At 58.7% G+C, this 13,207-nt stretch carries 14 protein-coding genes and 1 pseudogene; 13 read left to right on the plus strand and 2 right to left on the minus strand.

All coding sequences use genetic code 11. From position 1 onward, the window contains the following. Positions 1–314: pseudogene (locus tag AC6RA8_RS16980) on the plus strand (malate dehydrogenase); the annotation flags it as partial. Between the two features lie 71 nt (positions 315–385). Next, the gene (locus AC6RA8_RS16985) at positions 386–1,192 is read left to right on the plus strand and encodes an adenylate/guanylate cyclase domain-containing protein (protein WP_500354214.1); all 807 of its coding nucleotides are present in this window, start codon (positions 386–388) and stop codon (positions 1,190–1,192) included. Between the two features lie 80 nt (positions 1,193–1,272). Here the strand turns inward: AC6RA8_RS16985 and AC6RA8_RS16990 are convergent, their stop codons facing one another. Together AC6RA8_RS16990 and AC6RA8_RS16995 are read right to left on the minus strand one after the other, a co-directional pair. Then, on the minus strand, positions 1,273–1,833 hold the full coding sequence (locus AC6RA8_RS16990; protein WP_500354216.1) for a sulfotransferase family 2 domain-containing protein: 561 nt from the start codon (positions 1,831–1,833) through the stop codon (positions 1,273–1,275). A gap of 105 nt (positions 1,834–1,938) precedes the next feature. Next, entirely contained in the window at positions 1,939–2,712 is a 774-nt protein-coding gene (locus AC6RA8_RS16995; protein WP_500354218.1) for a hypothetical protein, read from the minus strand. A 436-nt stretch (positions 2,713–3,148) separates the two neighbouring features. On the opposite strand from AC6RA8_RS16995, the gene sucC reads away from it, so the two are divergent. The 11 genes from sucC to AC6RA8_RS17050 form a co-directional block, all read left to right on the plus strand. Beyond that, positions 3,149–4,342: an ADP-forming succinate--CoA ligase subunit beta gene (gene sucC, locus AC6RA8_RS17000; RefSeq protein WP_500354220.1), complete on the plus strand. Its 1,194-nt coding sequence runs from the start codon at positions 3,149–3,151 to the stop codon at positions 4,340–4,342. A gap of 110 nt (positions 4,343–4,452) precedes the next feature. Continuing rightward, positions 4,453–5,058 (plus strand): hypothetical protein, encoded by a 606-nt coding sequence (locus tag AC6RA8_RS17005; RefSeq protein ID WP_500354221.1) that lies wholly within the window; start codon positions 4,453–4,455, stop codon positions 5,056–5,058. Between the two features lie 44 nt (positions 5,059–5,102). Beyond that, complete coding sequence (locus AC6RA8_RS17010) at positions 5,103–5,723, plus strand: hypothetical protein (RefSeq protein ID WP_500354223.1); 621 nt, start codon at positions 5,103–5,105, stop codon at positions 5,721–5,723. A 19-nt stretch (positions 5,724–5,742) separates the two neighbouring features. Next, entirely contained in the window at positions 5,743–6,627 is an 885-nt protein-coding gene (gene sucD / locus AC6RA8_RS17015) for a succinate--CoA ligase subunit alpha (protein ID WP_500354225.1), read from the plus strand. Positions 6,628–6,749: 122 nt separating this feature from the next. Continuing rightward, positions 6,750–7,202: a hypothetical protein gene (locus tag AC6RA8_RS17020; protein ID WP_500354227.1), complete on the plus strand. Its 453-nt coding sequence runs from the start codon at positions 6,750–6,752 to the stop codon at positions 7,200–7,202. Continuing rightward, positions 7,199–10,156 carry a 2-oxoglutarate dehydrogenase E1 component gene (locus AC6RA8_RS17025; protein ID WP_500354229.1) on the plus strand — a complete coding sequence of 986 codons (2,958 nt, stop codon included), beginning with the start codon at positions 7,199–7,201 and terminating at the stop codon, positions 10,154–10,156. The genes AC6RA8_RS17020 and AC6RA8_RS17025 overlap by 4 nt, the downstream gene beginning before the upstream one ends. 4 nt (positions 10,157–10,160) lie before the next feature. Then, positions 10,161–11,693 carry a 2-oxoglutarate dehydrogenase complex dihydrolipoyllysine-residue succinyltransferase gene (gene odhB, locus AC6RA8_RS17030; RefSeq protein ID WP_500354230.1) on the plus strand — a complete coding sequence of 511 codons (1,533 nt, stop codon included), beginning with the start codon at positions 10,161–10,163 and terminating at the stop codon, positions 11,691–11,693. Positions 11,694–11,704: 11 nt separating this feature from the next. Beyond that, positions 11,705–12,073 (plus strand): hypothetical protein, encoded by a 369-nt coding sequence (locus tag AC6RA8_RS17035; RefSeq protein ID WP_500354232.1) that lies wholly within the window; start codon positions 11,705–11,707, stop codon positions 12,071–12,073. After that, the gene (locus AC6RA8_RS17040) at positions 12,070–12,462 is read left to right on the plus strand and encodes an MAPEG family protein (protein ID WP_500354234.1); all 393 of its coding nucleotides are present in this window, start codon (positions 12,070–12,072) and stop codon (positions 12,460–12,462) included. Before AC6RA8_RS17035 ends, AC6RA8_RS17040 begins: the two co-directional genes overlap by 4 nt. A gap of 13 nt (positions 12,463–12,475) precedes the next feature. After that, positions 12,476–12,886 carry an MAPEG family protein gene (locus AC6RA8_RS17045; protein ID WP_500354236.1) on the plus strand — a complete coding sequence of 137 codons (411 nt, stop codon included), beginning with the start codon at positions 12,476–12,478 and terminating at the stop codon, positions 12,884–12,886. Positions 12,887–12,963: 77 nt separating this feature from the next. Beyond that, a partial coding sequence (locus AC6RA8_RS17050) for an FAD-dependent oxidoreductase (protein ID WP_500354238.1) occupies positions 12,964–13,207 on the plus strand: 244 nt, incomplete at its 3' end.

The raw sequence follows: 13,207 nt of genomic DNA on the forward strand, positions 1-13,207 counted from the left end.
ACGGCGGTGCCGAGATTGTCGGCCTTCTGAAAACCGGTTCTGCTTTCTATGCCCCGGCGACCGCAGGCATCGAGATGGCCGAAGCCTACCTCAAAGATCAAAAACGGGTTCTGCCCTGCGCGGCCCATTGCGATGGTGATTTCGGCCTAAAAGGCATGTATGTCGGCGTGCCCACCGTGATCGGCGCGGGCGGGATCGAGCGGATCGTCAACATCAAACTCAACAAGGAAGAGCAAGAGATGTTCGACACCTCTGTCAAAGCCGTTCAAGGCCTGATGGAGGCATGCAAGGGTATCGACGACAGCCTCGCGTAAATTTGCCGCGGCGATGAATTTCGGGGCCGGATGCCGTCGCATCCGGCCCCATTTATGTTTATATGGTTCACATGTCTCAGTCCCGTCCCATTGAACGAAAGCTGACCACCATTCTGGCGGCGGACGCGGCCAACTATTCCGGTCGGATGAGCCGGGACGAGGAAGGCACGGTGCGTGCACTACGTGCGACGCGCGATGTCATGGACAGCGCGATTGCAGACTGTGGCGGCCGCATCGCCAACACATCGGGTGATGGCCTGATCGTGGAATTTCCGTCCGTTGTCGGCGCCGTCAAATGTGCCGTCAACGTGCAACAGACGCTGAATGTAAGGGCCGATCTGCTGCCATTTCGGCTGGGCATTCATCTGGATGACGTGATCATCGAAGGAGAGGACCTGCTGGGCGATGGTGTGAACCTCGCCGCGCGCTTGCAGGAGATGGCGGATGTGGGTGGCATCCTGATTTCGCAACAGGTGTACGATCACGCACATGGCAAACTGGGAAAGGTCGAATTGCGCCCACTTGGCCCGGCCACCCCCAAGCATCTTGCAGAGGAGGTTGGCGTCTATGCGGTTGTTGCGGAAGGCATAACTGCGCCGCGACACCTCGACAATCTCGGGCCCAAGGTTGAGCGCACAAAGGCGTTTGTGCCGCCGTCTGACGAAACACCCGCAGGTACGGGCACCGAAGCCCACAAGAAATTCAAGAAGGATCGAAACCGCATTCTCGGGGCGCTCGGCGCCATCATCGTCATAGATATTGCCGCGAGTTTACCGTTTCTTGTGACAGCTATCCCCGAAGGTGCGCTGCTATACATCCTTTACAGCAAGTGGCGTACCCACAGGAACCTGTACGCAACGGACACAGCCGCACCCTGAGCGTTCGGATTGGCGGCGCGGCTAGTTTGTGAACCTGCCAAACCCATCAAATGCGATCCGTTTGTGACCCATAATCGTGGTCAGATTTGATCCAACAGTGCGATGTCCTGCGCATAGAATTCGCGGATCAAGTCGGCGACCTCCTTCGAGGGTTTGATCTGCGGGCCAGAGGATTTGTTATGCCATTTGCGTGGCAAGGGGGCATGACCGCCTAATTCGTCAATCCAGTCGAACACCGGATCCAGCCCATCTTCAAAACGAAACAGCTTCAGACCGTCCGAGACAAACTCGGATTGCGGGCGGATATGATTGTCCAGCACATAGGGGTTGGTCTCGTAACGCTGCAGCGTTCGGATTGCCCAGATATCAAACTCGGGCAAAGGGTCGTCTGGCCGCCGACGTGTCGCCCTGTATCGGTACTCACTGATCATGCGGGCGACCGGTTCCCTCAGTATGGTGAAGCCATGGTGATAAAAGCCGCTGGGGATCATGCGTGTGTGCAGTTCGGCATGGATGTGCTGCGGCGAGCATTTTGACCATTGCATGGTTCCGGGTGTCCAAAGCGCGATGTTTCCAACCTTGGCCAGATAGCGATCCACGCTTGCCCCACCTGTCTTGGGGATGTGCACAAAAAAGAGCACTGTTTTATCAAGACGGACAAGCGGCACAATTCGAACTCAAAATCTCTCAACACTCTTTAGCAAGCGCTATTGTCATCGGGCTGCCGACACAACCATGGCAAATTCCTATTCTAAAAACTGCTCGCGCAACCACGGGTTGCGGCAGAACACTTCAGTGTCGAACGCTGCAGGGCCAAGGTTGGGACAATCCAAGCCCAAAACGCCCTTGGGCTTGAATGGCATCTCGTGCAGCAAACCAAAGGCTTCGAGTTTCGACCGTCGCTCATCTGTCAATGCAAACATGGAACTATGAGCCTGCCGCAAGGCCTGCATCGTTTCTGCACGGTCCATCATCCATCGGATTTGAGCCGCCCGGTGTGGCTGCAACACCCTCGCCTGCACCTCTGGAGACGTCTGGCGATAGCGCAGCGCTTTCATCATCCAATGAAGGGGCGTAACGCCGTCAAAATGCAACAGGTGCGCCGTCTCAGAAACACGTTTGGCCGCCCGTCTCTGCCGCCCGCCCGGTCCGGTGCGTGTCGCGTTATGCACCCCCAGGCGCAGCCCGCCCCCCACACGTACGCCGCTTTTGCCTGCGCCATGCGAATACTGTCCACGCTTCATTAGCGATGCAAAGGAACCGAACGCGGTATTGGCCTGGTCCGGCGTCAGATCCGATGAGGCACGAAAAGCTCCGTCGAACAGCGATTGCTGCTGTCCAGCCGGAAATATCCTTTCGAACACAGGCAAGTTCAATTCGGTGCTGGGATTATCGTGCTCTGAGATCTCGGACCGGAGATCGCCATTTTGCCAGATGAATTCGTAGGCATCGATATGAAACAGCCAATCCAGATCGCAATGGCTCTGCGCACTGTTGGCATTGATTGTTTGACGCCGCATCTGCGACGGTGGCCGCCCATTTTTGGGCTTTGCTTCACTCCAATAGCTGTCATCACACAGATGTACCGAGCAATTCGGGATCGTACGAAGCGCGTTTGTGACGGATCGTTCGGGTCGTCGAGGAACACGAAAACCACCTCGGCGCCAGTTGCGAGGTGCCATCGCACATTGGTTTCGACCAGGGCCAACGGCTCGTGCGCTGTCAGCACCACGCCCCAACGCACGTCATTTTCCTCTGATTTTATAGGAAATTGCGTTGCCACGCGGTTGATTCCCTTTCTCATCCGAATTTGTGATCACACGATTTAATGCAGTGATCACAAATGTCCGATTTTCGCGCACAAAACCGCCACTGCGACATATTTTCCGTTTACGTGCCGTTCAGTGTTGGTCGTATAGGCCCAACGTTGACGTATCTATACGGGATCAAACCGCCATGAACATCCATGAATACCAGGCCAAGGCTCTTCTGCGCAGCTACGGGGCTCCCGTTTCGGACGGACGTGTCGTTCTGAGGGCAGAAGATGCGAAAACGGCAGCGGGCGCCCTTGATGGGCCGATGTGGGTGGTCAAGGCACAAATCCATGCAGGGGGCCGGGGCAAAGGCAGCTTCAAGGAAGCCGACGCGGGCGACAAAGGCGGTGTGCGCCTGACCAAATCGGTTGAGGAAGCCGCCGAAGAAGCCAAGAAGATGCTGGGTCGCACATTGGTCACGCACCAGACCGGCCCTGCCGGCAAGCAGGTCAACCGCATTTACATCGAAGACGGATCGGGCATCCAGACCGAGATGTACCTGGCTTTGCTTGTCGATCGCGTCACCAGCCGCGTGTCTTTTGTCTGCTCGACAGAGGGCGGAATGGACATCGAAGAAGTGGCCGCCGAAACGCCTGACAAGATCCTGAGCTTCAGCGTTGATCCCGCAACCGGTTATCAGGCCTATCACGGCCGCCGTATCGCCTTCATGCTTGGTCTTGAAGGCAAGCAGATCAAGCAATGCGTTGGCCTGATGGGCCTGCTGTACAAAGCCTTTGTTGAGAAGGACATGGAGATGCTTGAGATCAACCCGCTGATCGTAACTGACAGCGGTGATCTGAAAGTTCTCGATGCCAAGGTGTCTTTTGATGGCAATGCAATCTACCGCCACGCAGATATCAATGAGCTGCGCGACGAGACCGAGGAAGACCCCAAGGAACTCGCCGCCTCCAAGTACGATCTGAACTACATTGCGCTGGATGGCGAGATCGGGTGCATGGTCAACGGTGCTGGCCTCGCGATGGCCACGATGGACATCATCAAGCTTTACGGGGCCGAGCCTGCCAACTTCCTCGACGTGGGTGGCGGCGCGACAAAAGAGAAGGTGACCGAAGCCTTCAAGATCATCACCTCTGACCCGAACGTCAAAGGGATCCTTGTCAACATCTTTGGCGGCATCATGCGTTGTGATGTGATTGCCGAGGGTGTCGTCGCCGCTGTGAAAGAGGTGGGGCTGCAAGTCCCACTGGTTGTGCGCCTGGAAGGCACCAACGTGCAGCAGGGCAAGGACATCATCAACAATTCCGGTCTTGATGTAATTGCGGCCGACGACCTGAAGGACGGCGCCCAGAAAATCGTGAAAGCGGTTAAGGGCTGACGCCGATGGTGCGCGTGGGAGTAGTTGTCGCAGCCTTGTTGGCGGTTGCTGCATGCAGCAGCGAAAGACGGCCAGACCTTCCGGTCCAGCAGAGCCTGCCGCCTGTTGGATTGGCATCGACGGCTGTCTGGCTGGAACAACGTGAAGGCAGCGCGCCGCGTGTGCGCGCCGCCCGCGACATCCCAACGTCCGAGATCCGGCCGGTCGTTTCCGGCGGCAGCGCACCTGCCGCGACGCCTGCTGCGCAACCAGCAGTACCAAACCGCGTGAAACCACAAGGCAACATAGCATTGGCCGCGCAGGCCTTTGCGGATACTTGCGTCGCATCACTGCCCAGCATGGCTGGTGTCGAACAGCGCTTCGATCAGGTAAGCCGACGCGATTTCGGCGTCGCACCAAACGAGGCAGGGCGAAACTACTTTCTCTCAGGCCAGACGCGTGGCGACATTTTCATGAGCGTCGCCCTCGGCGCTGGACGATCCAATATCTTCCAATGCAACATTTCTGTCCGTCGGCAGGACCAAGCCACGACCGCTCAAGCGCTGGTCAACACTGTCACGGCGGCGGGTTATGCACTGACACCGGTCACGGCCACAGGAAATGCGCAACAGGAATGGGCGATAGCCGGTGCACCGGCCAGAACACGATTGAAGATGGTGACGCGCACAAATGTGCTGGGTCAAAAGCTTACTGGGGTCTGGATTGTATGGCGCTAGGCGCACATCATATCCTTGGTGTCTTGTCACTGTGCGGTCTGGCTATGCCGGCGACCGCCGGAGTGCATCCAGCCATCGACGCATTTGTCTCGTACTGTTTCAAAGCAGGTCAGACAGTCGAGCGCGCGCATGCAAACATGGAAAGCATTGCAGGGGCGCCGTTGCCCTTCGATCTGACCTTCTGGGACAAATCGCTTGAGCCTGCGCCCGGAACACCTGATCACGCCGAACGCCGCTGCGCCGTTGAGTTCCACGGCAATCATGCAGCAGATGCCGTAAATGCTGTTCAGGCCAAGATGGCTGAACCGCCGGTCTTTGGTACGCCCATCCCATTGCCCGCACCATATGCCACGGAACCCGGCACAGCGTATCTCGAAGGTCGCGCCTTGTTGCGCGGACGCGTTGCCGTTGTCCATGTCGGCACACGCCAGGGCAAGACGTTCATCGCAGTCGACCGGCTTCCCGAAGAGGTGAAGGCATCCGATGCGCGTATTGAACGCCCCGGCGGGCGGTTGCCGCATCGCCAAGGGCTGCTGTTCGCCAACTTCGAAACCGCCCGCCCCGACGCTACTCTTTCCGCGACCGCGTGTGGCACCGCCAAGCGCGACGCTGTTCCATTCACAAAAACTACTCTCTCGCCGCAGACCCAGCCTGTCTGCGCCTGACAAACCAAGGAAGTGCTTCATGGCCGTACTCATCGATGAAAACACCAAAGTGATCTGCCAGGGCCTGACCGGCTCACAGGGCACGTTCCACACCGAACAGGCCATCGCTTATGGCACCAAGATGGTGGGCGGCGTGACCCCCGGCAAAGGTGGTCAGACACATCTGGACCTGCCTGTCTTCAACTCGGTGCATGAGGCGATGGATGTGACGGACGCGAACGCCTCCGTCATCTACGTACCGCCGCCCTTTGCCGCCGACTCGATCCTCGAAGCCATCGACGCAGAGATGCCTCTGATCGTGTGCATCACCGAGGGAATTCCGGTTCTGGACATGATGAAAGTACAGCGCGCCTTGGAGGGGTCTTCTTCCCGACTGATTGGGCCAAACTGCCCCGGTGTCATCACGCCCGACGCCTGCAAGATCGGCATCATGCCCGGCCACATTCACAAGCGCGGGAGTGTGGGTGTCGTGAGCCGCTCGGGCACCCTAACCTATGAAGCTGTGAAGCAGACAACAGATATGGGTCTCGGCCAGTCTTCGGCCGTAGGTATCGGCGGTGACCCCATCAAAGGAACCGAGCACATCGATGTGCTCGAGATGTTCCTGGCCGATGACGAAACCGAGAGCATCATCATGATCGGTGAGATCGGTGGCTCTGCCGAAGAAGACGCCGCTCAGTTCCTCGCCGACGAGAAAAAGAAGGGCCGCTGGAAGCCCACCGCTGGTTTCATTGCTGGCCGCACAGCCCCTCCGGGCCGCCGCATGGGCCACGCGGGCGCGATTGTTGCCGGTGGCAAGGGTGGCGCCGAGGACAAGATCGAAGCCATGCGCGCTGCGGGCATTGTGGTGGCCGACAGCCCGGCAACGCTGGGTGAGGCCGTGATGGAGGCGATCAAGGCGTAAGCATGCTGACCGCTCTGGCATCAGAACTGAGGGCATCACCCAACCACGTGTGGTGGAGTACCCACTACCGCAGGGAGCATTCGGGGTATGCACTAAGTTGCGGGCGGGCAAGGAGTGATTTTGTGAAGGAAAAGGAAATCGACCGACCTGTCATCGAATTCAGCTTGCGTCATTTTGGAAAAGTCCGAACGTCGCTGTATGAACTTGAGCAAGGACTGTTCTTGGTTGTCCGACGACCCCAAGCTGGAGCACTCGCGGGCAAGACTTCGGTTGATCTTGAAGTAACAAGCGAGTGGTCAGAGGCGGGCATACTCTCACCGCATCTGCGGGTGGTGCCTATTCCATATGCCGAGGCTGACACCATGCGCCTCCTGACGCGATTGAAAGAAGGAGAAACTGCCTGCTTCCGGTGGTGTAGTTTCGAAGTGAACTCAAAAGGCAATGTTGTCGTTTATGTGGACGCAGACGTTCGGGTGATCCTGCCGCGTCAGACATTCGATCAAGTTCTAGACGCAGTTAGAAGCCTCTCCGCAAAAGACACCTCAGCCCCAGATAAGAAAGGGCAAGTCCAATGACCGACCAATCCCCCAACGACCAGTTCCATGCCTCGTCCTTCATGCAGGGGCATAATGCGGAATACCTCGAACAGATGTATGCCCGTTATGCCAACGATCCGGCGGCAGTCGACGAAAGCTGGCAGGCGTTCTTCAAGGCGATGGGCGATGACGAGGTGTCGGTCAAACGCGAGGCCGAGGGGCCGTCCTGGGCGCGCGCAGATTGGCCGCCACAACCCGGTGACGATCTGACCGCAGCCCTCACTGGTGAATGGGCTTCCGAACCGGAAGTCAAAAGTGCAGGCCAGAAGATCAAAGCTAAGGCTGCGGAAAAAGGCGTTGAGGTCAGCGATGACCAGATCAAGCGCGCCGTGCTCGACAGTATCCGCGCCCTGATGATCATCCGCGCCTACCGTATCCGGGGGCATCTTGTGGCAGACCTCGACCCGCTGGGTATGCGCGATCAAACCCCCCACCCGGAACTGGACCCCAAGTCATATGGCTTCACCGAAGCCGACATGGACCGGCCCATCTTCATCGACAATGTGCTGGGCCTGCAAATCGCAACGATGCGCGAGATCGTCGAGATCGTGAAGCGCACCTATTGCGGCACCTTCGCGTTGCAATACATGCATATCTCGGACCCCGAGGAAGCCAGCTGGCTCAAAGAGCGGATCGAAGGGCTGGGCAAGGAAATCCAGTTCACCCGCGAGGGACGTAAGGCCATTCTGAACAAGATGGTGGAAGCTGAAGGCTTCGAAAAATTCCTGCACGTCAAGTACATGGGTACCAAACGCTTTGGTCTGGATGGCGGCGAAAGCCTCATCCCTGCGATGGAGCAGATCATCAAGCGCGGTGGTGCGCTGGGGGTCAAGGATATCGTGATCGGTATGCCCCACAGGGGGCGCCTGTCGGTGCTGGCAAACGTGATGGCCAAACCGTACAAGGCGATCTTTAACGAATTCCAGGGCGGGAGCTTCAAACCGGAGGACGTCGACGGCTCGGGCGATGTGAAATACCACCTCGGCGCTTCATCCGACCGTGAGTTCGATGGCAACACCGTGCACCTGTCGCTCACTGCGAACCCCTCTCACCTTGAAGCCGTGAACCCGGTGGTGCTGGGCAAGGCCCGTGCCAAACAGGATCAGAACAACGACCATGAACGCACCAGCGTTATGCCGATCTTGCTACACGGCGACGCGGCCTTTGCCGGTCAGGGCGTTGTGGCGGAATGCTTCGCGCTGTCGGGCCTGCGCGGCCACAAGACTGGCGGCACCATGCACATCGTGGTGAACAACCAGATCGGCTTTACCACTGCGCCGCACTTCTCTCGTTCCTCGCCCTATCCCACCGACAATGCGCTGGTGGTCGAGGCGCCCATCTTCCACGTGAACGGTGATGATCCGGAGGCTGTGGTGCACGCCGCCAAAGTGGCCACCGAGTTCCGCCAAAAGTTCCGCAAGGACGTCGTGATCGACATCTTCTGCTACCGCCGCTTTGGTCACAACGAGGGCGACGAGCCCATGTTCACCAACCCGGTGATGTACAAACGGATCAAAAAGCACAAAACAACGCTCACGCTTTACACCGAGCGTCTGGTCCGCGATGGCCTGATCCCTGAGGGCGAGATCGAGGATATGAAAGCGGCCTTCCAGGCCCAGATGAACGATGAGTTCGAGGCGGGCAAAGACTACAAACCGAACAAGGCTGACTGGCTGGACGGCAAGTGGTCACATCTCGACAAGAACAAGGATGACTACCAGCGCGGTAAGACGGCCATTGCGCCGGAAACGCTGGCCGATGTGGGTAAGGCCCTGACATCCACGCCGGACGGCTTCCCGATGCACAAGACCGTCGGACGTCTGATCGAGGCTAAGAAGAAAATGTTCGACAGTGGCGAGGGCTTTGACTGGGCCACAGGTGAGGCGCTGGCATTTGGCTCGCTCCTGACCGAAGGGTTCCCGGTGCGCCTTGCCGGTCAGGATTCGACCCGCGGGACGTTCAGCCAACGACACTCGGGTTATGTGAACCAGGAGACCGAAGAGCGGTATTACCCTCTGAACCAGATCCGGGCGGGTCAGGCGCAATACGAAGTTATCGACTCGATGCTATCGGAGTACGCGGTGCTGGGCTTTGAATACGGCTACTCGATGGCTGAGCCGAATGCCCTGACGTTGTGGGAAGCCCAGTTTGGCGACTTTGCCAACGGTGCGCAGATCATGTTCGATCAGTTCATCAGCTCGGGCGAAAGCAAATGGCTGCGCATGTCCGGCCTGACTGTCCTGCTACCGCACGGGTTCGAAGGGCAAGGGCCAGAGCACTCCTCCGCCCGCCTGGAACGCTTCTTGCAGATGTGCGGTCAGGACAACTGGATCATCGCCAACTGCACGACGCCGGCAAACTACTTCCACATCCTGCGCCGACAGATCCACCGCGACTTCCGCAAGCCACTGATCCTGATGACGCCAAAATCCCTGCTGCGTCACAAGATGGCCATCAGCAAGGCCGAGGAGTTCACGACCGGCTCGTCCTTCCACCGCGTGCTATGGGATGACGCTGAGCACGGGAATTCCGACACCAAGTTGGCCAAGGACGACAAGATCAAGCGCGTCGTCATGTGCTCGGGCAAGGTGTATTACGACCTGCTGGAAGAACGTGACACCCGCGGCATCGACGACATCTATCTGATGCGGATTGAACAGTTCTATCCGTTCCCGGCGATCTCTCTGGTCAAGGAACTGGAGCGGTTCAAGGGGGCCGAAATGGTCTGGTGCCAGGAAGAGCCCAAGAACCAAGGCGCCTGGACGTTCATCGAACCCAACATCGAATGGGTCCTGACCCGCATCAAGGCCAAGCATCAGCGCCCCGTCTACGTGGGCCGCGCCACATCCGCCAGCCCTGCAACGGGTCTGGCCAGCCAGCACAAAGCCCAACAAGCCGCGCTCGTCAACGAAGCGCTGACCATCGAAGGATAAGACAATGACCACCGAAGTCCGCGTGCCCACCCTGGGCGAGAGCGTCACCGAAGCCACCGTCGCTACTTGGTTCAAGAAACCCGGCGACAGTGTCGCGGTGGACGAGATGCTGTGCGAGTTGGAAACCGACAAGGTCACGGTTGAGGTACCCAGCCCCGTGGCTGGAACCTTGGCTGACATCGTGGCAGCAGAAGGCGAAACTGTTGGCGTCGACGCCCTGCTTGCCAACATTGCTGAGGGGGCCGGTGCGACCGCCGCCCCATCCGGCGACGGACCGAAGGAGCATCACGAAGAACAGCGTGACGCCGCTCCGAAAGCTGCAGGCAGCGGTGAAACTGTCGACGTGATGGTGCCGACCTTGGGCGAAAGCGTAACGGAGGCAACTGTCAGCACGTGGTTCAAAGCCGTTGGTGATAGCGTCGCGCAAGACGAAATGCTCTGCGAGTTGGAAACCGACAAGGTCAGCGTCGAAGTCCCCGCCCCCGCTGCTGGAGTCCTGGCTGAAATCACGGCGCCCGAAGGGACCACCGTTGATGCATCCGCCAAGCTGGCGGTTATCTCCTCTTCCGGTGCTGTTGCTGCACCTGCCGCAGCCGCCCCCGAAGCCGCACCAGCTGCTGTCCCCGCGGGGACAGGGCGTTCGGATGTGGAAAATGCTCCGTCGGCCCAGAAAGCGATGGCGGAGGCCGGCATCAGTGCCGATCAGGTCACTGGCACGGGGCGGGATGGCCGTGTGATGAAAGAGGATGTGGCCAAGGCCGTCGCAGCGGCGGCCACCGCCCCCGCGCCGACAGTGCCTGTCACGGCACCCCGTGCGCCCGTGGCCGCGGACGATGCGGCACGCGAGGAGCGGGTCAAGATGACCCGCCTGCGCCAGACCATCGCCAAGCGTCTCAAGGACAGCCAAAACACTGCCGCCATGCTCACCACCTACAACGAGGTGGACATGACAGAGGTGATGGCGCTGCGGAATGAGTATAAAGACCTGTTCCTGAAGAAACACGGGGTGAAGCTGGGCTTCATGTCCTTCTTCACCAAGGCGTGCTGCCACGCCCTGAAAGAAGTGCCCGAAGTGAATGCCGAGATCGATGGCACAGACATCGTCTACAAGAACTTCGTGCACATGGGTATTGCCGCTGGCACGCCCACAGGCCTTGTGGTGCCGGTGATCCGCGAAGCCGACAGCCTGTCCTTTGCCGATATCGAAAAGCAGATTGCCGAAAAGGGCGCGCGCGCGCGCGACGGCAAGCTGTCAATGGCTGAAATGCAAGGCGGCACGTTCACCATTTCGAACGGCGGCGTCTACGGCTCGCTCATGTCCTCGCCCATCCTGAATCCGCCGCAGTCCGGGATTTTGGGCATGCACAAAATCCAAGATCGCCCCATGGCGATTGGTGGTCAGGTCGTGATCCGGCCCATGATGTACCTGGCACTCAGCTACGACCACCGCATCGTGGACGGCAAAGGCGCGGTGACGTTCCTTGTGCGGGTAAAAGAGGCACTGGAAGATCCGCGGCGGTTGTTGATGGATTTGTAGGGGTTTGAACATTGACGAAAGAGGAGAATGCCCAATCGCTTTCTAAATTCGCGCGAATTGCACTCGCGTTGGTTGGTCTAGTGAGCGGTTTGGCTCTCGGTTTCGCATGGGTCGTTTTCGACACAGAAACAGGTGGGATAGTAGCCCTGGCCGGAGCTATGGGATTAGTTTTTGCAGCTATTAATCTGCATGAGCACCTGCCACGGCGATTTTGGCCGCTCGTTGCCACCCTTTGTCTTACTTACCTTGTTTTACTTTGGTTTCCAGAAACAGAGCGACCAGGACAAGGATCGATCATGGCTCTAGGTGGAACTAGCGCAGGATACTTTTTGGCAGTGCTTTTTGCTTTTGCCTTCTCAAACAAGAAAGCAACAGAATGACCCCAGAACTCACCTACCTCATCTATGCCATCATCCTGTTGATCGCTCACGCAATCATTCAGGCCACCTTCTCCGACCTGTCAAAAGGACTGGGCTGGGCGCTTGGCCCACAGGACGAGCACCGCGACCAGAATGTGATCGCAGGCCGCATCCAGCGGGCGCTCAAGAACTATCTAGAAACGCTCCCCGCCTTCATTGCGCTCGCGCTGATACTCAAGGTAACTGACTTGGGCACCGCCGCCACCGCCACCGGAGCAGCACTTTGGTTCTGGGCGCGTGTCGCCTACATCCCCGCCTACGCCTCGGGCATCCCCATGGTGCGATCCATCGCATGGTTTGCGTCTCTTGGTGGACTGGTCCTGATGATCCTGCCACTGTTGGGGGCCTGACCGGGCAGACACGATGACACCGGAACTCACCGCCCTTGCCCTCGCAGCCATGCTTCAAGTGCTGCAATTCGTGCTTATGGCTGTGCCCACGAACATCGAATTGCCGCAGGGCAAGACATTGTCCCCGCGAGACCGCAAGCGTTTGGGCGGTGACATTCAGGATCAGGTGTCTGACAAAACAGCCCGTCTGATCCGAGCCTGGGAAAACCACTTTGAAAGCCTCGCGCTGTTCACGATTGCCGTCATCGTGGTGTCCTTGGCGAACACAAACAGCGCCTTCACCGCGACCTGCGCGTGGTCCTACCTGGCCGCCCGCATCCTCTACATACCCGCCTACTATTTCGGCCTGACCCCTTGGCGGTCGCTGATCTGGTTCGCGGGCTTCCTCGCTGCACCCTGCATGTTGATCGGGGCGCTCTTATGATCTTCTTCTGACGCAAATACCACGGGGGGCCGGGGGCAGCGCCACCGGTCCGACGCCAAAACAAAAGGACCAAACCCATGGCTTCTTACGACGTAATCATCATTGGCTCCGGCCCCGGCGGCTATGTCTGCGCGATCCGCTGCGCGCAGCTGGGCCTGAAAACGGCCTGTGTTGAAGGACGGGAGACTTTGGGCGGCACCTGCCTCAACGTCGGCTGTATCCCGTCAAAGGCACTGCTGCATGCCAGCCACATGCTGCACGAGGCTGAACACAACTTTGCCGCCATGGGTCTCAAGGGCAAAAGCCCGTCGGTCGATTGGA

Source organism: Tateyamaria sp., assembly GCF_059783535.1.